This window comes from Kribbella sp. NPDC054772, assembly GCF_053611945.1.
The window spans coordinates 7476-27053 of sequence record NZ_JBSHBJ010000033.1; the positions used below are offsets into that span (position 1 = coordinate 7476).

Annotated in this window: 20 protein-coding genes; 5 read left to right on the forward strand and 15 right to left on the reverse strand. The window is 69.5% G+C overall.

Annotated elements, in window-relative coordinates:
- Positions 1 to 103 precede the first annotated feature (103 nt).
- From ACWGID_RS33955 to ACWGID_RS33985, 7 genes are all read right to left on the reverse strand, one after another.
- Positions 104 to 1537: an MFS transporter gene (locus ACWGID_RS33955; protein WP_452203426.1), complete on the reverse strand. Its 1434-nt coding sequence runs from the start codon at positions 1535 to 1537 to the stop codon at positions 104 to 106.
- A 217-nt stretch (positions 1538 to 1754) separates the two neighbouring features.
- On the reverse strand, positions 1755 to 2738 hold the full coding sequence (locus ACWGID_RS33960) for a glycine betaine ABC transporter substrate-binding protein (RefSeq protein WP_452203427.1): 984 nt from the start codon (positions 2736 to 2738) through the stop codon (positions 1755 to 1757).
- Positions 2735 to 3559 carry an ABC transporter permease gene (locus ACWGID_RS33965; RefSeq protein ID WP_452203428.1) on the reverse strand — a complete coding sequence of 275 codons (825 nt, stop codon included), beginning with the start codon at positions 3557 to 3559 and terminating at the stop codon, positions 2735 to 2737. The genes ACWGID_RS33960 and ACWGID_RS33965 overlap by 4 nt, the downstream gene beginning before the upstream one ends.
- A complete protein-coding gene (locus ACWGID_RS33970; protein ID WP_452203429.1) occupies positions 3556 to 4761 on the reverse strand; it encodes an ABC transporter ATP-binding protein in 1206 nt (401 codons plus the stop codon). The genes ACWGID_RS33965 and ACWGID_RS33970 overlap by 4 nt, the downstream gene beginning before the upstream one ends.
- Positions 4754 to 5362: an ABC transporter permease gene (locus ACWGID_RS33975; RefSeq protein ID WP_452203430.1), complete on the reverse strand. Its 609-nt coding sequence runs from the start codon at positions 5360 to 5362 to the stop codon at positions 4754 to 4756. The genes ACWGID_RS33970 and ACWGID_RS33975 overlap by 8 nt, the downstream gene beginning before the upstream one ends.
- Positions 5363 to 5514: 152 nt before the next feature.
- On the reverse strand, positions 5515 to 5871 hold the full coding sequence (locus tag ACWGID_RS33980; RefSeq protein WP_387772454.1) for a HesB/IscA family protein: 357 nt from the start codon (positions 5869 to 5871) through the stop codon (positions 5515 to 5517).
- A gap of 172 nt (positions 5872 to 6043) precedes the next feature.
- Positions 6044 to 7138, reverse strand: a complete 1095-nt coding sequence (locus tag ACWGID_RS33985; protein WP_452203431.1) for a glycerate kinase family protein — start codon at positions 7136 to 7138, stop codon at positions 6044 to 6046.
- Between the two features lie 64 nt (positions 7139 to 7202).
- On the opposite strand from ACWGID_RS33985, the gene ACWGID_RS33990 reads away from it, so the two are divergent.
- The 5 genes from ACWGID_RS33990 (at position 7203) to ACWGID_RS34010 (ending at position 11307) form a co-directional block, all read left to right on the forward strand.
- Positions 7203 to 7604 carry a VOC family protein gene (locus ACWGID_RS33990; RefSeq protein ID WP_452203432.1) on the forward strand — a complete coding sequence of 134 codons (402 nt, stop codon included), beginning with the start codon at positions 7203 to 7205 and terminating at the stop codon, positions 7602 to 7604.
- A gap of 35 nt (positions 7605 to 7639) precedes the next feature.
- Complete coding sequence (locus tag ACWGID_RS33995; protein WP_452203433.1) at positions 7640 to 8137, forward strand: NUDIX domain-containing protein; 498 nt, start codon at positions 7640 to 7642, stop codon at positions 8135 to 8137.
- A gap of 127 nt (positions 8138 to 8264) precedes the next feature.
- A complete protein-coding gene (locus ACWGID_RS34000; protein ID WP_452203434.1) occupies positions 8265 to 8786 on the forward strand; it encodes a PadR family transcriptional regulator in 522 nt (173 codons plus the stop codon).
- On the forward strand, positions 8783 to 9520 hold the full coding sequence (locus ACWGID_RS34005; protein ID WP_452203435.1) for an ABC transporter ATP-binding protein: 738 nt from the start codon (positions 8783 to 8785) through the stop codon (positions 9518 to 9520). The genes ACWGID_RS34000 and ACWGID_RS34005 overlap by 4 nt, the downstream gene beginning before the upstream one ends.
- A gap of 5 nt (positions 9521 to 9525) precedes the next feature.
- Entirely contained in the window at positions 9526 to 11307 is a 1782-nt protein-coding gene (locus ACWGID_RS34010; protein ID WP_452203436.1) for an FtsX-like permease family protein, read from the forward strand.
- Positions 11308 to 11313: 6 nt separating this feature from the next.
- Here ACWGID_RS34010 and ACWGID_RS34015 read toward each other — a convergent pair whose 3' ends face one another.
- The 8 genes from ACWGID_RS34015 to ACWGID_RS34050 all read right to left on the reverse strand — a co-directional run bounded on the left by ACWGID_RS34015 (position 11314) and on the right by ACWGID_RS34050 (position 19518).
- Positions 11314 to 11994: an SRPBCC family protein gene (locus tag ACWGID_RS34015; protein ID WP_452203437.1), complete on the reverse strand. Its 681-nt coding sequence runs from the start codon at positions 11992 to 11994 to the stop codon at positions 11314 to 11316.
- Positions 11991 to 12845, reverse strand: a complete 855-nt coding sequence (locus ACWGID_RS34020; protein WP_452203438.1) for an FAD binding domain-containing protein — start codon at positions 12843 to 12845, stop codon at positions 11991 to 11993. Before ACWGID_RS34020 ends, ACWGID_RS34015 begins: the two co-directional genes overlap by 4 nt.
- Positions 12842 to 15226 carry a xanthine dehydrogenase family protein molybdopterin-binding subunit gene (locus ACWGID_RS34025; RefSeq protein ID WP_452203439.1) on the reverse strand — a complete coding sequence of 795 codons (2385 nt, stop codon included), beginning with the start codon at positions 15224 to 15226 and terminating at the stop codon, positions 12842 to 12844. The genes ACWGID_RS34020 and ACWGID_RS34025 overlap by 4 nt, the downstream gene beginning before the upstream one ends.
- Positions 15223 to 15693 carry a (2Fe-2S)-binding protein gene (locus ACWGID_RS34030; RefSeq protein WP_452203440.1) on the reverse strand — a complete coding sequence of 157 codons (471 nt, stop codon included), beginning with the start codon at positions 15691 to 15693 and terminating at the stop codon, positions 15223 to 15225. Before ACWGID_RS34030 ends, ACWGID_RS34025 begins: the two co-directional genes overlap by 4 nt.
- 85 nt (positions 15694 to 15778) lie before the next feature.
- Positions 15779 to 16900 (reverse strand): XdhC family protein, encoded by a 1122-nt coding sequence (locus ACWGID_RS34035; RefSeq protein WP_452203441.1) that lies wholly within the window; start codon positions 16898 to 16900, stop codon positions 15779 to 15781.
- Entirely contained in the window at positions 16893 to 17999 is a 1107-nt protein-coding gene (locus ACWGID_RS34040) for a vWA domain-containing protein (RefSeq protein WP_452203442.1), read from the reverse strand. The genes ACWGID_RS34035 and ACWGID_RS34040 overlap by 8 nt, the downstream gene beginning before the upstream one ends.
- Positions 18000 to 18001: 2 nt before the next feature.
- Positions 18002 to 18877, reverse strand: coding sequence for an AAA family ATPase (locus ACWGID_RS34045; RefSeq protein WP_452203443.1), 876 nt, complete (start codon positions 18875 to 18877; stop codon positions 18002 to 18004).
- A gap of 38 nt (positions 18878 to 18915) precedes the next feature.
- A complete protein-coding gene (locus ACWGID_RS34050) occupies positions 18916 to 19518 on the reverse strand; it encodes a nucleotidyltransferase family protein (RefSeq protein WP_452203444.1) in 603 nt (200 codons plus the stop codon).
- Between the last annotated feature and the right edge of the window lie 60 nt (positions 19519 to 19578).

Genomic DNA, 19578 nt, shown 5'->3' on the forward strand with positions numbered 1-19578 from the left:
GGCCGCGGGCATCTGGACCCACGCGTAAACCGAATAATTCGGATTACACAAAACCACCCCACGCCGGGTCCCCGCAACCCGCGGACCGGCCTTCTGCTTGCGATTACGCCTTCGCCGATTCAGGCTCCAGCGCGACCGGCGGCGGAGCCTCGTCGGTCCCCGGGATCTCGGTGCCGTTCAGCGGGCACCGCGTCGTCTCCGGGACCTTGGCCAGCGCGATCGCGCCGACCACACAGGCCGCCATCATGTAGTACGCCGGCACCAGCGAATCCCCGAGTTTCGCCGTCAGCCAGTCGTTGACCGCGGGCGCCGTACCACCGAACAGCGAGGTGGAGACGTTGTACGCGATCGCGAACCCGGCGTACCGGACGTGGGTCGGGAACATCGCCGGGAAGGTCGCCGAGATCGTCGCGAGCTGCGGGACGTAGAGCAGACCCAGGACCGCGAAGCCGATGATGGCCCCGGCCAGGTTCGTCCCCATCAGCAGGAACATCGGTACGCCGAACACGAACAGCCCGGCCAGCGATGCCCACCACAACGGTTTCCGCCCGACCCGGTCCGACATCCGGCCCGCGAACGGGACGAACACCATCATCGCCAGCATGCCGATGATCGGCACCACCAGTGACAGATCGGAACTCATCCCGATCTCCTTCTCCAGGTACGTCGGCATGTAGGTGAGCAGCGTGTAGTTCACCACGTTCAGCGCGATCACCATGCCACCGAGGCGCAGGATCGGACCCATGTAGCCGGACAGCAGATCCTTGAACTGCGCCGAGGTCTGCTCTTCCTTCTGGCCCTTCGCCTCGAGCTCCCGGAAGATCGGGGTGTCCTCGAGCTTGGACCGCAGGTAGACGCCGACCAGACCGAGCGGCGCGGCGACCAGGAACGGCAGCCGCCAGCCCCACGAATGCATGGCGTCGTCACCGAGCACCAGCGAGAAGAACAGCATCAGCAGCGCACCGAGCGAGAAGCCCGCCAGCGTCCCGAACTCCAGGAAGCTGCCGAGGAACCCGCGCTTGCGGCTCGGCGCGTACTCGGCCATGAAGGTCGCGGCACCGCCGTACTCACCACCGGTCGAGAAGCCCTGGACCATCCGGAGCAGCACCAGCAGCACCGGAGCCCAGTAGCCGATCGTGTCGAACGACGGCACGAGTCCGGCGAGCAGGGTCGCGCCGGACATCATGATGATGGTGATCGCCAGTACGTGCTTGCGGCCGAGCCGGTCGCCGAGCGGGCCCCAGACCAGGCCGCCGAGCGGCCGGACCAGGAACGAGACGGCGAACGTCATCAGTGCGAGCAGGGTCTGACTCTCGGTGTCGCCCGGGAAGATGGCGGCCGAGATATAGGTCACGCCGTAGGCGTAGATGCCGTAGTCGAACCACTCGGTGGCGTTCCCGATGGCCGAGGCGGCGATGGCTTTCTTGAGCACTCCGGGCGGCGGCTCCGTGTCGACAGAGGTCGCGGGCGGCCGGTCCTGCTGATGTCCACCTCCGGGTGGCTGATCGCTCACTGGCGGCTGGGTCTCGGAGTCCACATTTCCTCCTGGGTCGGATACGGCCTCACCCGTGTGCCCACCTCCACGTATTCAACACGCCGCGCGGGTCGGTCGTAGTTTTGTTGACAATCCGAAGGTTAACCATGTGCATTCGTGAACGGCAAGCGATGACTACCGGTGGATCAAGGTTTCCCGGAGAGTGCCGCCAGTCCCGCGGTGATCACGGCGATCCCGAAGCGGGCCCGGGAGGAGAGCGTCAGCCACGGCTGACGAACCCCTCCTTCACCAACCAATCCATGGCGACGTCGGCGGGCTCACGTCCGTCGACGTCGACCTGGGCGTTCAGCTCGATCAGCACCGGGTCGGTGAGCTTGTCCGAGACCGGCTGGAGCAGGTCCCGCAGCTGCGGGTACTTGTCCAGGACCTTCTTGCTGATCACCGGAGCCACGTTGTACGCCGGGAAGTACTTCTTGTCGTCCTGCAGCACCTGCAGATCGAGCGACTTGATCCGGCCGTCGGTGGTGAAGATCTCACCGAACCGGCAGTCCCCCTTGCTGGTCGCGGCGTACACCGCACCAGTGTCCAGGGTCCGGATGTTGTTCCGCGGTACGCCGCTCCCCAGCGGGATCCCGTAGTGCTTCAGCATCGGCTCGAAGCCGTCGTTGCGGTTCGCGAACTCGGACTCGACGCAGAACGTGCGTTCCTTCACCGGCAGCGACGCGATCTGCGACAGCTTGGTGACGTGCGTCTTCTCGGACTCCTTGCGGGTCATCGCGAAGCCGTAGCTGTTGTTCATCGGCGCCGGCTTCAGCCACACCAGGTTGTACTTCTCCAGGTCTTCCTTGGCGACCGCGTCGTACTGCTTCTGCTTGTCCGGGATGCCGGTGTCGTGACCGAGGTACGAGATCCAGGCCGTTCCGGTGTACTCCCAGGCCATCTGGATCTGGCCGCCGAGCATCGCCTGCCGGGAGGTGTCACTGCCCGGCATGTTGGTCAGGTCCTGGACGTTCGCGCCGGCCGACCGCATCAGGATCGCGGCGATCTTGCCGAGGATCAGCTGCTCCTGGAAGCTCTTCGAGCCGATCCCGATGGTCAGCCCGTCGAGGCTCTTCACCGACTTCAGGTCACCCTGCAGCGCACCGGTCGGCACGAAGCCGCCGCTGGTACCCAGACCGCAGCCCGAGAGCAGCAGCGTGAGCGCTGCCGTTGTCGCTGTCAGACCTGCTACCAGCCGCTTCATCCGAGTCCTCTCGGTCGGGTCACTTCTTCGAGTACTCGGCCCGCCCAGTCGATCAGCAGCGCCAGCGCCGCGACCAGGATGGCGCCGCTGATCAGCACCGGGTAGCGCAGCAGGCGGATGCCGGTGGTGATCAGGCTGCCCAGTCCCCCGGCATCGATGAACGTGGCGAGGGTCGCCGTACCGACGACCAGGACGAGCGCGGTGCGGATACCGGCCATGATCACCGGCACCGCGAGCGGCAGCTCGATCCGGCCGAGGACGGCCAGGTTGGACATGCCCATGCCGCGACCGGCCTCGACCAGCGTCCGGTCGACACCCTGCAGGCCGACGATGGTGTTCCGTAGTACCGGCAGGATCGCGTACAGGCAGAGCGCGACGATCGCGGTCCAGAAGCCGAAGCCGAGCCAGATCGCGAGCAGCACGATCAGGCCGATCACCGGCGCGGCCTGGCCGGCGTTCGCGACCGCGACGACGACCGGGGCGGCCCGCCGGGCCCGCGGCCGGGTCAGCATGATGCCGAGCGGTACGGCGACCAGCAGCACGATGATCGTGGCGACCGCCGTGAGTTCGAGATGTTCCACGGTCAGCCGGCCGATCAGTTTCCAGTCCAGCTGACGTTGCTCGATCGAGTCGAGTTCGGCCTGCGAGCGCCAGATCGCCCAGACCAGGATGACCAGCGCGACGAACAGCGGCTGGCCGATCAGCAGGCCCCAGGACGGGCGCCGGGCGCGACTGGTCGCGAGACCGGCCGCGGTCGCCTTCGCGTCGGCGAGATTCTCTTGTGGTTTCTTGGTGTCCGGTGCGGGATCGAGCGTGGTCACGGCGCGACCTCCGCCTCCGGGCCGGAACCGTTCGCCGTACCCTCCTGGATCCGCGCGAGCACCGACTGGAAGTCGACGACACCCAGGTACTCGTCGCGCCGGCCGGTGACGACCGCGCTGCCGTGGCTGGACATCAGCATCGTGTCGAGCGCGTCGTTCAGCGTCGCGCGCCGGTCGATCGTGACCAGGTCGGTGTCCTCGTGCGGCGCCGGGACCTTGTCGACATCCGACAGGTCGTTGGTCCACATCCAGTCCACCGGGCGCTTGCGCCGGTCGAGGACGACGACCGAGTCGTCGCCCGCCTCGTTCGCGGCCCGCAGTACCGCCGGTGCCGGGTCGCCGATCTCGGCGACCGTCGGCTGGTTCAGCTCGATCTCGCTGACCCGGCTCAGGGTCAGCTGCTTGAGCGCGGCGCCGGCGCCGACGAAGTCCGCGACGAACCGGTTCGCCGGGTTCGCCAGGATCGCCTCGGGGGTGTCGTACTGCGCGATCTTCGCGCCCTCGGTGAGGATCAGGATCCGGTCACCGAGTTTCACCGCCTCGTCGAAGTCGTGGGTGACGCAGACGATCGTCTTGCGCAGCTCCTCCTGGATGCTGAGCAGTTCGTCCTGCAGCCGCTGCCGGGTGATCGGGTCGACCGCGCCGAACGGCTCGTCCATCAGGATCACCGGCGGGTCCGCCGCGAGTCCGCGCGCGACACCGACCCGCTGCTGCTGCCCACCGGACAGCTCGCGCGGGTAGCGGCCGCGGTACCGGTCGGGGTCCAGGCCGACGAGTTCGAGCAGTTCGTCGACGCGTTCCGCCGTACGGCGTTTGTCCCAGCCGAGCAGGCCCGGGACCAGGGCGATGTTCTGCGTGACGGTCATGTGCGGGAACAGGCTGCCGCCCTGGATCACGTAGCCGATCCGGCGGCGCAGGTCGTCGTCGTCCTGCTTGCTGATGTCCTCGCCGCCGATCTTGATGCCGCCCGACGTCGGCTCGATCAGCCGGTTGATCATCTTCAGCGACGTGGTCTTGCCACAGCCGGACGGGCCGACGAACATCACGATCTCACCGGCCGGGATGTGCAGCGAGAGACCCTCGACGGCGGGCTTCTTCTGGCCCGGGTACCGCTTGACGACGTTGGTCAGCTCGATGTCGACGCCGCTGATCTCCTCGGCGGGGGTGTCGGTGCTGCTCTCGGTCAACGTGGATTCAGACACGGATACCCCTCGAGGTGGTCAGGCGGCCGACGAGCAGCAGCAGTGCGTCCAGGACAAGTGCGAGCAGTACGACGCCGATCGTGCCGACCAGCGCGGAGTTCAGCGCGTTCGCGCCACCGATCTGGGTCAGGCCGGTGAAGATGAAGCTGCCCAGGCCGGGCCCGAGCACATAGGCGGCGATGGCCGCGATCCCCATCGACATCTGGGCCGAGACCCGGACGCCGGCCAGGATCACCGGCCAGGCGAGTGGCAGCTCGATCCGGAGCAGCGTCCGGATCGCACCCATTCCCATCCCGCGCGCCGACTCGATCAGGGTCGCGTCGACGCCGGCCAGGCCGACGACGGCGTTCCGCAGGATCGGCAGGCAGGCGTAGAAGGTGACGGCCACCACCGACGTCGCCGTACCGATGCCCGCCAACGGGATCATCAGGCCGAGCAACGCGAACGACGGGATGGTCAGACCTACCGCACTGACGGCGCCGGCCAGTGACGCGATCCGCGGGTTGCGGTGCACGACGACTGCCAGGCCGACCGCGATCACGGTGGCCAGCAGCACGCACTGGATGACCAGGCTCAGGTGCTGGTAACTCTGATAGAGCAATTGCGAGTGACGCTCAGTTATGTAATCCCACACGAATCAAGCCGTACCCAACAAGCGTTGGAACCAATCTTGACGATCTGATGACGACGCCCGAAAACGACAAAACCCCTGGTCACGGGCGTGATCAGGGGTTTGTTTTTGTCTAGATCAGATCAGTTGAACGAGTCGCCGCACGCGCACGAGCCGGTCGCGTTCGGGTTGTCGATCGTGAAGCCCTGCTTCTCGATGGTGTCGACGAAGTCGATCGAAGCGCCCTTCAGGTACGGCGCGCTCATCCGGTCCGTGACGACGCTCACGCCACCGAAGTCGGCCACCACGTCACCGTCGAGCTGACGCTCGTCGAAGAACAGCTGGTACCGCAGTCCGGAGCAACCACCGGGCTGTACGGCGACCCGCAGCGCGAGATCGTCGCGGCCTTCCTGGTCGAGCAGCGCCTTCACCTTGGCGGCGGCTCCGTCGGTGAGGAGAACACCAGTGGCTGCCGTCTGCTCGGTCTGCGCTTCAGTCATCCCTGACTCCAGTCATCTCTCAAGTGCCGCCGTACAGCTTCCGGGCGGCACGGAAGTCTCATGTCAACACGGGTCAACAGCTGGCGTCCCGCGCTCATTCCCATGGTCGCACACCAATTTCACAGATCAACCATTCCGGTCACGGGCCGGTCAGCGGCTGGTCGGGGCCCGGTCAGCGGGCCCAGGTCCTCGCGACCCGCTCGGCGACCGTGGCGAGGGAGCCGCTCGGGTCCGCGAACGCCTGCTCCTCGCCGACCACGTCGACCAGCGCGTACGCCGACTCGACGCCCATCGTGCGCATCTCGCGGGACCCGATCAGCACCTTCCCGGCGAGCACCACGCACGGCCGCATCGCGTCGTTCGCGACCTTCGCGACTCCGGCGATCACCTTGCCCTCGCGGGACTGGAAGTCGAACGCGCCCTCGCCGCTGAGCACCAGGTCCACCTGCGACGCCTTCTGCTTCAGTCCGGTGAGCTCGGCGACCAGGTCGATCCCGGAGACCCGCTCGGCGCCGAGCAGCAGCAGCGCGTACCCGAGCCCGCCCGCGGCGCCCGCGCCCTTCTGGTCGGCGGTCTTCCGGTCGGCGAGCTCCGCGAAGTGCGTCAGCCAGCCGTCGACCGCGGGCTTCCGCTCGTCCGTGATGCCCTTCTGGCTGCCGAAGATATTGGTCGCGCCGCGCAGCCCGAGCATCGGGTTCTCCACGTCACTGGCCGCGACGAATTCGACACCGGCGACCCGTTCCCGAGCGGCAGTGAGGTCGACCGAGGTCAGTCCGGCGAGCCCGGCGGCACCGGCGTCGAGCTGGCCCGAATCCCCCGTCGCCCCGAGCGCCGCGAGCAGACCCGCGCCCGCGTCGTTCGTCCCCGACCCACCGAGACCGAGGATGATCCGCTTCGCACCGGAGTCCACCGCCGCCACGATCAGCTGCCCGACGCCGTACGTCGACGCGTCCTCGGGCCGGCGCTGCTTCGGCTCCACCAGGTGCAGCCCGCACGCCTGCGCGGTCTCGACGTACGCCGTCTCACCCGCGAGCAGGACCGTCGCGGGAGTCTCCTCGCCGAGCGGACCACGGACGGTGACCGCGAGTAGTTTCCCGTCGACGACCGCCGACAGTACGTCGATGAACCCCGGACCACCGTCCGCCATCGGTGCGACCAGCACCTCCGCGTTCGGGTCGCGGCGCCGCCAGCCCTTTTCGATGGCCGCCGCCGCCTCGACGGCGGTCAACGTCCCGGCGAACTTGTCCGGCGCAATCAGAATCCGCATGGCGACATCCTCTCCCACCCACGACCGTTGACGTCGCCGAGTGCCGCCAGTTGGATCGTTGGGCATGAAGTCGATCCTCTTCGCACTCCGCGTGACCGACCTGGAACGCTCGCTCACCTTCTATAAAGCAGTCGGGTACGTCGACCTCAGCACGATCCCGTTCGACGACGGCTCGAGCCTGGTGTGGCTGCGGCTGCCCGGCGAGGAGTCGGTGTCGCTCGAACTCGTGCACCGCCCCGCCGACGGTCCGGTCGAGATCGGCGGCTTCCAGCACTTCGCCATCGAGGTCGACTCGCTGGCCGGCACCATCGCGCGGCTGACCGAATCCGGCCTGCACCCCGCGGACGCGGAACTGCCCGGCGGGCCCGACGGTCCGAAGACGTCCTGGCTCACCGACCCGGACGGCTACCGCATCGAACTCGTCGAGTGGCCTCCCGCCGGCCCGCCGAACCCGGAGGGCTCTTGATGCACCGGCCGACGCCTGCCGAAGGGCGCTGAGCGATGGTTGACCAAACACCCCGAGTCCCGGGATACACCCGTCAAGAACACGGCTCCCGAATCGGGACCACCGCCCGCCTCCGCCCGGGAGCAGTCGCAGCAGTCATGGACGGCGACCGTCTCCTCCTCACCAAGCGCACCGACAACGGCGAGTGGTGCCTCCCCGGCGGCGCGATCGAGCCCGGCGAACGCCCGGCCGAAGCCGCCGAGCGCGAAACCTTCGAGGAGACCGGTCTCAAGGTCCGCGCCACCGGGCTGGTCGGCGTGTACTCCGATCCCGACGTTGTTGTCGTCTACCCCGACGGCGATCGCGTTCAACTCCTCGGCATCGTCTTCCGCGCCGAGGTGGTTGCCGGAGGGGCGGGCCGTTCGGCGGAGGTGGGTGAGGTCGGGTGGTTCACGGCGGACGAGGCCGCGGAGCTGACGGTTGTCGCGGGCCACCGCCTGGTCCTGCCCGCCGTCTTCGCAGGCGGGCTGTACTTCGACGAGCCCGTTGGTTAGCCGGTGGCGAGTTATGTGATCGCTGGCGGGTTGCAGCGCGCCGGTGGTGAAACAACCCGCCAGCAAGCTGGGCTTTGACACGGGGCAGGGATAACCGCTATCTATTAGCTAACCGTTAGGGGGTCGGGTGCAGGACGCAGTACTGGCGATGCTGGCGAAGGAGCCGTCGCACGGGTATCACCTGCGGGCGCGGCTGCAGCGGAGTCTCGGGCCGCTGGGTGAGGCGATGAATCCTGGGCAGATCTATGTGACGCTCGGGCGGCTGGAGAAGGCCGGACTGATCGTGTGCGAGCCGGCCGAGCGCGCCGATCGGAAGGTGTACTCCCTCACCCCGGACGGGCAGCAGCGCGTCGCAACCTGGCTGAGCGACGTCGGCGGCCCGAAGCTCGATCTGGCCGAGTTCCATCTCAAGCTCGTCGTCGCCGCGGCCGCCCGGCTCGCCGACCCGGTCGAACTCGTCGCCGCCCAGCGCCGCGAGCTGCTGCGGAGCTTGCGGGAAGCGCAGCAGGCAGTGCTCGCCGAGCCGGCCGACTCCCCCGCGGTGGTCCTGCTCGAAGGTGTCGTACTGCGTCTGCAGGCCGACCTCCGCTGGCTCGACGTCTGCGAACGCACGTGGACCAAGCCACTCGACGAATCCGAGGACGCATGAACGACACTCCCCTGATTCAGGTCCGCGGCCTGACCAAAGAACACGGCGCGGGAGCGAGCTGGGTCCGCGCCGTCGACGACCTCGACCTCGACGTACCCGAGGGCCAGACGCTCGCCGTGATGGGGCCGAGCGGCTGCGGGAAGTCGACGCTGCTGCATCTGCTCGGTGGCTTGGAGCGCCCCACGGACGGAGAGGTCTGGGTGGCGGGCCGCCGGACCGACATCCTCAGCGAGCGTGCATTGGCCCATCTCCGCCGGCGCTCGATCGGCTTCGTCTTCCAGGCGTTCCACCTGGTCGACGAGCTGACGGCAGCGGAGAACGTCGAACTGCCCGCCCTCCTCGCCGGCCGCTCACCTCGTGCCGCCCGACGGCGCGCCGAGTCGCTCCTCGATCGGATCGGGCTGGCGGACCGCGCCCGGCATCTCCCGTCCGAGTTGTCCGGTGGTCAGCAGCAGCGGGTCGCGATCGCCCGCGCACTGGCCAACGAACCGCAGGTCGTCCTCGCCGACGAGCCGACGGGCAATCTCGATACCGCTGCCACCCACGACGTACTGCGGATCTTCGCGGAACTGCGGACCGCCGGGCAGACGCTGGTCATCGTCACGCACGACGAGCGCGTGGCGGCTACCGCGGACCGGATGATCTCGATGCGCGACGGCCTGTTCGTCGACGACACCCAACTGACGGGCACCGGCACCGGACGCCTCGCCGGACTCATCGGGCTGGAGAGCTGAGCGGCGTGGGCCGGATCGTCCTCGTCGTACGTCTGGTTCTGGCCGACGTACGACGACACAAAGCGCACGCGGCGATGCTCGTGCTCGCGGTGACAGCAGCCGTCGCCACCCTCGCGCTCGGACTCTCGCTGTACGGCGCGAGTGACTCGCTCTACCGCCAGACGCGCGCCGCGACCGGCGGCCCGGACGTCGTCGCCCTCTCGCCGGACACCGGTCCCGACGTGGCCGTGGCGATGAACTCACTCATCGACGATCCCGACGTCGTGGGCCACAACGGGCCGTACCAAGTGGTGTACGGCGACCTGACCGCGCGCGGCGAGAGCTCCGGCGTCGTAGTACACGGTGCGAGCCGAACGCCCGGCGCGATCAACCACCCGCTCGTCATCTCCGGCGAGTGGATCCGCCCAGGTGCCGCCGTTCTCGAGCGCGGTCTCGCGACCGCGCTCGGCGTGGGTGCCGGCGACCGCGTCACCATCTCCGGGCGCTCGTACCCGGTCGTCGGTATCGCCGTCACCGCGGCGACCTCCAGCTATCCCTGGGCCGCGGGGATCGGACCGTTCGGCGGACCGAGCGACGCGACCGGCCTGGTCTGGATGACCACGTCCGACGCCCGGATCTTGGCCGGCCGCGACCTGCCCGTCACCACCGCACTCGACCTCCGGCTGCGTGATCCGGACGCGGCCGAGGACTTCATCGCCGCGCACCATTTCGACAGTGCCAGGGTGAACTTCCATGCGTGGCGATTCCTCGCGACGCAGGACAAGGTCATCCTGCGCGGCACCCAGCCGATCCTCGTCGTCGGCGGATGGCTGCTCGGCTTCCTCGCCGTCACGGGCATCGCCGCGCTGGCGACCGGGCGAGCCGTCGAACAGACTCGGCGCGCAGGGTTGCTCAAGGCGGTCGGCGCCACGCCCGGCCTGATCGGCGCCGTGCTGCTGACCGAGTTCCTCGCGCTGGCGTTGGTGGCCGAAGGGCTGGGTCTTCTGGTGGCCCGTCTGGTCGAGCCGGCGATCGCGAATCCGACGGCGAGCCGGATCGGCGACATCGTCGGCCCGACCGGTCCGACCGTGCTCGCGACGACAGCGCTCGCGTTGGGCGTCGCCGTACTGACGACGTTGCCCCCGACCGTACGAGCCATGCGCACCGCGACCGTGGCAGCGCTGACGAGCCGCGCGCATCATCCGCGCCACCGTCCCTGGGTGACCGCTTTGTCCTCTCTCTTACCGACAGCGCTGTTGATCGGGGTGCGGCTGATCGCGCGGCGGCCGGGGCGCGCTGTACTGCAGGTCTGCTCCACAGCGGCGACGCTGATCGGGCTCACCGCGTTGCTGATCGGTTCCGTCCAGCCGATCCGCGGCTACGGGCCGGGACCGTCGCCGTTGCCGAACATCCGGGAGGTCCAGAACCATCGGCTGCTGGTGGCGGTGACCGTTCTGATCGTCGGGCTCGCGCTCGTCAACACGATCGCGACCACGTGGATGCTCGCGATGGAGGCGCGGGTCAGCATGGCGGTCACGCAGGCGCTGGGCGCGACGCCGGGTCAGGTGTCGGCGGGCTTGGCGTCGGCGCAGTTGCTGCCTGCTGTTCCTGGCGCGGTCGCGGGTGTGTACGTCGGTACTTTTCTGACCGCGTTGTTCACCGCGAGCGGGTTGGTTATGCCGCCGATGTGGCGGCTGGTCGGGGCGGCGGTCGCGACGCTCGTCGTGACGGCTGCGCTCACGGCGCTGCCGGCGCGAATCGCCGCGCGTCGGCCGATAGCGCGCACGCTGAGCGCCGAGACCGCGTGATCCCCGTCAGCGGCGGATCAGGCGTCTGATCAGCAGCGCCAGCACAGCACCGATCAGGTACGGCGCTGCGCGGCGAGCGAGCACCGGGAGGACCGTACTCCCGAGATCCAGCGCGAGGGCATCGGGTGAATCTGCCGTCGGCCCGTCGGCGGCAGGCGCTTCAGCAGGAGGCCGCTCGGCGGCGGGCTGGGTGGCGTCGGTCGGGCGGCCGTCAGGGGATGTTGGCTCGGCTGGGGCCGGTGCCGTGTCGAGCTTGGTTGTGAGGCAGGCGGTGAACTGGTCGAGGAGTTTGTTCGAGACGTCCTGGATCAGTCCCCGTCCGAACTGCGCCGGCCGGCCGGTGATCGTCAGGTCGGTGTCGACGGCGACTTCCGTCGTACCGTCCGCGGCTCCGGTGAGGCGGGCCGTCACGCGCGCGGTCGCCGTACCGTTGCCGCGACGGTCCTTGCCCTTGGCCTCGATCACCGCGTGGTGGTCGGTCTCGTCGCGTTCGAGGAAGGTGCCGTTTCCGTTGTACTGCAGCGACACCGGCCCGAGTTTCACCTTACACGCGCCGGTGAAGTCGTCACCTTCGTACGACTCCAGGGTGGCGCCGGGGAAACACGGCACCACCCGTTCGAGGTCGTTGAACGCGGCCCAGGTCTGCTCGACAGGCGCCGGGACGACGAACCTGTGCTCGAGTTTCACGCCGTACCTGCCGCCGCGAGGACTGCCCGTCGGGTGAGGACCGTCGCGAGGTGCCGCCGGTAGTCCGCGTCACCGTCGGCGTCGCTGATCGGAGACGTCCCGTCCGCGGCCCGCGCAGCGGCGGCCCGTACCGCCTCGGCGGTGGCCGGTTGCCCGACGAGCGCCTGCTCGACCGCGGTCGCCCGGACCGGCGTCGCGCCCATGTTGCCGAGTCCGACGCGCGCCTCCGCGATCGTGTCGCCGTCCAGCCTGACGGCCGCCGCTACGGATACGATCGACCAGCCCTGCGCGACCCGGTTGAACTTCTCGTAGTGCGCGCCCCACCCGGTGTACTTCGGCACGCGCACTTCGATCAGGAGCTCGTCCTCCGCGAGCGCCGTACTGAACACGCCCTGGAAGAACTCGGCCGCGGGCACGGTACGGCGTCCGTCGGCGCCCGCGATCACGAAGGACGCATCCAGTGCGACCGCGACCGCCGGCAGGTCGGCGGCCGGGTCGGCGTGCGCCAGCGACCCGCCGAACGTCCCACGGTGCCGGATCTGCGGATCGCCGACCGTTGCCGTGGCCAACGAAATCAGCCGCGCGTGCTCGGCGACCAGCGGATCGGCCTGCACCGTGCTGTGCGGCGTCATCGCGCCGATCACCAGCGCGTCGCCGTCGTCCCGGACACCCCGCAGTTCGTCGATCTTCCCGAGGTCGACGATCGATTCCGGGGCCGCGAGCCGCAGCCGCAACGCCGGCATCAGGCTCTGCCCGCCGGCCAGCACCTTCGCGTCGGAGTGCTCGCGCAGCAACGCCAGCGCCTCGTCGACGGTCTCCGGACCGTAGTACTCGAACGCCACCGGGATCATGACTTCGCTCCGTCCTGGATCGCCTTCCACACCCGGTACGGCGTACACGGCATCGGTACGTCGGTCACCCCGAGCGGTCGCAGCGCGTCGACGATCGCGTTGACGACAGCCGGCGTGGACGCGATCGTCCCGGCCTCGCCGACCCCCTTGACGCCGAGCTGGTTCGTGGTCGCCGGCGTCTCGGTCCGCGCGGTCTCGAACCGCGGCAGATCAGGGGCCCCAGGCAACGTGTACTGATCGAACGAGGCGGTGACCAGCGTCCCGGCCTCGTCGTACACCGCTTCCTCGTAGAGCGCCTGCGCGATGCCCTGCGCGAGACCGCCGTGCACCTGCCCCTCGACGATCAGCGGGTTCACCACCACGCCGACATCGTCGACGCTGACGTACGAACGGATCGTCGTCGCCCCGGTCTCGGTGTCGACCTCGACCGCGCACAGGTGCGTGCCGTGCGGGAACGAGAAGTCGTCCGGGTCCAGGGTCGCGTCAGCGTCCAGGCACCCCTCGGCCGATCCGTCGAGCTTGTGCCCCTGGAAGACCGCGAACGCCAGCTCGGCCAGTGTCATCCCGGCGTCGGTCCCGCGGACGCCGTACCGGCCGGCGGAGAACTCCAGGTCGTCGGCGTTCGCCTCGAGCAGCTGCGCCGCGATCGGTTTCGCCTTCTCGATGACCTTGTCCGCCGCGGCCAGCACCGCCATCCCGCCGACGGCCAGCGACCGCGAGCCGTAGGTGTCCAGGCCGCGAACGGCGACCTGCGTGTCACCGTGCAGCACTTCGACGTCCTCGAAGGCCACACCCAACCGGTCCGCGACGAGCTGACTCCACGCCGTCTCGTGGCCCTGCCCGTGCGGACTCGTCCCGCTGACGACCTCGACCTTGCCGGTCGGCAGCATCCGGACCGCCGCGTGCTCCCAGCCACCACCGACGTACCCCATCGAGCCCAGCCAGCGCGACGGCGCCAGCCCGCACATCTCGGTGTACGTCGACACGCCGATCCCGAGCTGTACCGGGTCGCCGGACTCGCGCCGCTTGCCTTGCTCGGCGCGCAACTCGTCGTACCGGAAGAGCTCGCGCGCCTTCGCGGTCGCGGCCTCGTAGTTGCCGGAGTCGTACTGCAGCCCGGCCACCGTGGAGAACGGGAACTCCTCGTGCTTGATCCAGTTCCGCTCGCGGATCTCCAGCGGGTCGGCACCGACCCGCGCGGCGAGCTCGTCCATCGAACGCTCGATCGCGTACGTCGCCTCCGGCCGGCCGGCGCCGCGGTACGCATCGGTCCAGGTCAGGTTGGTGAAGACGTTCGTGATCCCGAGGTGGTACGCCGGGAACTTGTAGATCCCGTTGTACATGAACGCCCCGAGCAACGGGATCGCCGACGTCACCAGGCCGAGGTACGCCCCCATGTTGACGATCAGCTCGACCTTGAGTCCGGTGACCGTGCCATCGGCGTTCGCGGCCAGCGTGACGTGCTGCCATTGGTCCCGGCCGTGGTGCGCGGCCATCAACGACTCGGACCGGGTCTCGGTGTATTTACAGGGCTTCCCGGTCCGCCGGGCCGCGATCACCGTGAGCACCTCTTCGGGCGTGAACTGCAGCTTGCCGCCGAACCCGCCGCCGACGTCCGGCGCGATCACCCGGATCTTGCTCTCGGGGATGCCGAGTACGAGCGCGAGGAAGATCTTCACGAAGTGCGGCACCTGCGTCGACGTCCACACGGTCATCTGTTCGGTCGTCGGATCGACGACGATCGACCGCGGCTCCATGAACGCCGGGATCAGCCGCTGCTGGCGGAAGTCCTCCTCGATCACGATGCCGCCGTCCCGGGCCGCCGCGATCGCGGCCTCGACGTCGCCGCCGGTGCCGGACTCGGCCGAGTCGTACGACCAGACCGCGGACACGTTCGTCCCGAGATCCGGATGCGCGAGCACCTCGTCACGGGCCGCGGCGCGCAGGTCGAGGGCCGGCGGGAGTTCGTCGTAGTCCACGTCGACGAGGTCCGCCGCGTCGTTCGCCTCGGCGGCGGTCCGGGCGACGACCATCGCAACGATCTCGCCGGCGAACGCGACGTGGTCGACCGCCATCGACGGGTGGTTGGGGGCCTGCTGGTCGGAGACGACGGCCCACGCGTTCGGCAGCGCGCCCTGCTCGTCGGCGATGTCGGCACCGGTGATCACGGCAACGACTCCGCTCGACGCCTTCGCCGCGGCGGTGTCGGTCCCGGTGATCCGCGCGTGCGCGAACGGGCTGCGAACCATCGCGAGGTGCAGCATCCCAGGCAGCACGATGTTGTCGGTCCAGCGGGTCCGGCCGGTAATCAGCCGGGCGTCCTCCTTGCGCTTGCGCGGGTTGCCGATCTCGGAGGCCGGGCGCTGCTCGGTCGTGGTCATTGCGCACCCCCGCCCGCTGCCGCGGCGCGAACCGCCTTGACGATGTTCTGGTAGCCGGTGCAGCGGCAGAGGTTGCCCTCGATGCCGAGCCGCACGTCTTCCTCGGTCGGATCCGGATTGTCGGCCAGCAGATCGATCGACTGCATGATCATGCCGGGCGTGCAGAAACCGCATTGCAGCGCGTGGTTCTCGTGGAACGCTTGCTGCATCGGGTGCAACTGACCGTTGGTCGCGAGCCCCTCGATCGTGGTGATCTCGTGGCCGTCGGCCTGGACCGCGAGCAGCGAGCAGGACTTCACGCTGCGCCCGTCCAGATGGACCGTGCAGGCACCGCAGTTCCCGGTGTCGCAACCGATCACGGTGCCCGTCTTTCCCAGCTGCTCGCGCAGGTAATGTACCAGCAGCGTGCGCGGCTCCACCTCGTCCGTGAAGCTACTTCCGTCGACCATCACCGTGATCCGGCTCATCGCCCCGCCTCCCGATGTCAGCTATCGCCGTACTTTCGATCCTGCGCTCGTGTGACAGCGACCACAAGGGTCGGCCTGGGATGGATCAGTGGTGGATCGGGCCGGCCGCGCTCGACAGTCGTTGCCCGGCGCCACCCCAGCGTTGCGCGATGATCTCGGCCGCGATGCTGACCGCGGTCTCCTCCGGCGTCCGCGCGCCGAGGTCCAGCCCGATCGGACTCGCCAGTCGCGCGACCTCGGCCTCGCTCAAACCCGCCTCCCGCAGGCGTTTCAGCCGATCGTCGTGCGTCCGCCGCGACCCCATCGCCCCGATGTACGCGACCTGTGGCAACCGCAACGCCACCTCCAGCAGCGGTACGTCGAACTTCGGGTCGTGGGTCAGGACGCAGATCACCGTCCGGTCGTCGATCCGCCCGGCCGCGGCCTCGCCGCCCAGGTAGCGATGCGGCCAGTCGACGACGACCTCGTCCGCGGACGGGAAGCGGGACGCGGTCGCGAACACAGCCCGCGCATCGCACACCGTCACGCGATAACCGAGGAACGAGCCAAGCCGAGCAACCGCAGCTGCGAAGTCGATCGCCCCGAACACCAGCAAACGCGGCACTGGTGCGTACGACGAGACGAAAACGCGCATCCCCTCGCCACGCCGCTGACCTTCCGGTCCGTACTCCAACGTCTCCGTGCGCCCGTTCGCCAACAGGCCGCGCGCGTCGTCGAGCACCGCGTCGTCGGCCCGCTCCGAACCGAGACCGCCGGCCGTTGGTTGCCCCTCCGGACGAATCACCAACCGCATCCCGATCCGGGCCGTGTCCGGATGCGCCACCACGGTCGCCACCGCGACCGGGCGGCCCGCCGCGATGTCCGCCGCCACGTCACCGAGTTCCGGGAACGACGTACGGTCGACGCGTTCGACGAACACGTCGATGATCCCGCCGCAGGTGAGCCCGACCGCGAACGCCGACTCGTCGCTGACGCCGTACCGCTGCAGGACGGGTTCACCGGACTCCAGGATCTCCTCGCCGAGCTGGTACACCGCGCCCTCGACGCAGCCGCCCGACACGCTGCCGACCGCCTCCAGGCCGGGGCCGACCAGCATCACCGCACCCGGCGGCCGGGGCGCCGATTGGAATGTCGCCACGACGGTGCCGACGGCAACCGTCTCCCCCGCCTGCCACCAGGTCAGCAACCGATCGAGCACGTCACGCATCGGCCACCACCTCCAGAAGCTCACCGAAACTGGCCAGGCTGTGCCCCGCCACGAGATCGTCCAGATGCGGGAGCACCGCGACGATCCCGGCCTGCACCGGCTCGTACCCGGGTTTCCCGCGATGCGGGTTCAACCAGACGACGCGGTGCGCGAGCGCGGCCAGCCGCCGCATCTGCTCGCCGAGCAACCCCGCGTCACCCCGCTCCCACCCGTCACTGCACACCACCACGACGGCCCGCCGCGCGGTCCCCCGCTGACCCCACCGATCCAGGAACACCTTGAGCACCTCCCCCAACCGCGTTCCACCCGACCAATCCGGTACGACGTCACCCGCCGCCCGCAGCGCGAACTCGGGATCACGTCGCCGCAGCGCCGGCGTCACCCGGGTCAGACGCGTACCGATCGTGAAGACCTCGACCGAGCGGGGCGCCCGCTGGACCAAGGAGTGCGCGAGCCGCAACAGACTGTCGGCGTACGGGTGCATCGAGCCTGAGACGTCGATGAGTACGACGACCCGGCGCGGCCGGACGCCGCGGCGCCGGTAGCGCACGCGGCCCGGTTCGCCGACCTGGCGGAGTTGGGCGCGGAGGGTACGGCGCGGGTCGATCTCGCCGCGGTGCGACGGGCGGCGACGGTTCGCGCGCCGTACCGGGACCTTCGGGCGGAGGGTGCCGAAGAGGCGGGCCAGTTCGGCGCGGTCGGTCGCGGAGAGTTCGGCGACATCACGGTGTCTGAGGACTTCCGTCGTACTCGCGGAGACGTTCAGCGTGCGGTCGCCAGTCTCGACCTCGACGCCGTCGCCGAGCGCGGCCTGCGCGGACGGTTGCGAGGTGCGGCGTGGCACGACGCCGCCCGCGCGGTCCCCGGTGAACCAGGCCGCGAACACCTCGTCGTACCTTGCGGTGTCGTCCGGGCCGGTGCAGAGCGCGGCGCGACCGGCCCAGTAGACGTCGGCCGTCCGGGTGGGATCGAGCGCCGCGACTGCTTGCAGGAAGAGGTGCACCCGGTCGGCGGTCACCGCGAGGCCGGCGTGCCGAAGGGCAGCTGCGAAACCAACCAGGGCGACATCCGGATGGTCTGTGTCGGGGTGCGCGGTCATCGTCAGCTCGCCAGGAGTCGGTCGAGGGACTCGCGGACCCGGTCGGTGTCCTCGCGGTACTTCAGGACCGCGCCGAGGGTCGCGGCCGCGGTCTCGACGTCCAGGATGTCGGTGCCGAGCGCGCCGAGCGCCCGGGCCCAGTCGAGGGTCTCGGCGACTCCCGGCGGCTTGAGCAGGTCGAGCTCGCGCATCCGCTGCACCGAACGCGCGACCTGCTCGGCGAGCCGGGCCGAGACCTCGGGCAGCCGGGTGCGAACGATCTCGACCTCCCGGGCCAGCCCCGGGTGGTCGATCCAGTGGTAGAGGCAGCGCCGCTTGAGCGCGTCGTGCACCTCGCGGGTGCGGTTCGAGGTCAGGACGACGATCGGCGGCACCTCGGCGGTGATCGTGCCGAGCTCCGGAATCGTCACCTCGTACGTCGACAGCACCTCGAGCAGGAACGCCTCGAACTCGTCGTCGGCCCGGTCGATCTCGTCGACGAGCAGTACGGCGGGGCTCTCGCGGAGGGCCCGCAGTACCGGGCGGGAGAGCAGGAAACGCTCGTCGAACAGGCTCTTCTCCACCTCTTCGACGGCCGCGTCGGACGTCGTCGCCTCCACGGTGCGCAGGTGCAGGATCTGGCGCGGGAAGTCCCAGTCGTAGAGCGCCTGGGAGGCGTCGATGCCCTCGTAACATTGCAGCCGGATCAGCTGCAGATCGAGAGCCTCGGCCAGCGCCGCGGCGAGCGAGGTCTTGCCGGTGCCCGGTTCGCCTTCGAGCAGCAGCGGGCGGTGCAGGGCGAGCGCGAGATACCCGACCGTGGCCAAGCCTTCTCCGGCGAGGTACCCGGTCGTCCGTAGACACTCGGCGAGCTCCGCCGCCGAGCCGACGGCATTCACTCCTTCAGCATTCACCTACTCAGCCGCGCTGCCAACCCTCACCCATGGCCCGGCGGCAGGTCGTCGACTGTATCCACGTCCACTCCGTCCGCGAGGTCATCGCATTCGACCCTCACGACGGCACGGGCCCGCAGGTACGGCCGAGCCCCCTCGTCGGCGCGCGCGGACGCGATCACGCCGTCCCAATGCTCCCTCCCGATCAGCACCGGATGCCCGACCCGCCCGCCGTACGTCGCCCGGGCCAGAACGCCACTCTCCGCCAGCGCGCCGACCCGCCGTACAACCTCGGCTGTCAGACCTGGCACATCCACCGTCACCACCGAGACGGCCTCGGCCCCGGTCGTGCGCAGGAAGGTCAGACCGGTTCGAAGGGAGGCCCCCATGCCCTCGACCCAATCGGTCGCCTCGACGATGATGACCGGCTCTGGGGACAGCTCGGCGCGCACGTCATCGGCGGCGGCTCCGACGACCACCACGACCGGCGAGCAACCCGCCTCGATCAGCAACCGCGCCGTACGGACCACCCACGCGACCCCGTCGGCGTCGCGGATCAGCGCCTTCGGCCGTCCCATCCGGCGCCCGGCACCCGCGGCGAGCACCAGCCCCGCGATCGTCCCCTCCGAGCGGACTGCGTTCTGCACAGCAGCAGCGTACTGATTTCACACTCTGAGCAGTGACGGGTGCCACGCGAGACCGGGCAG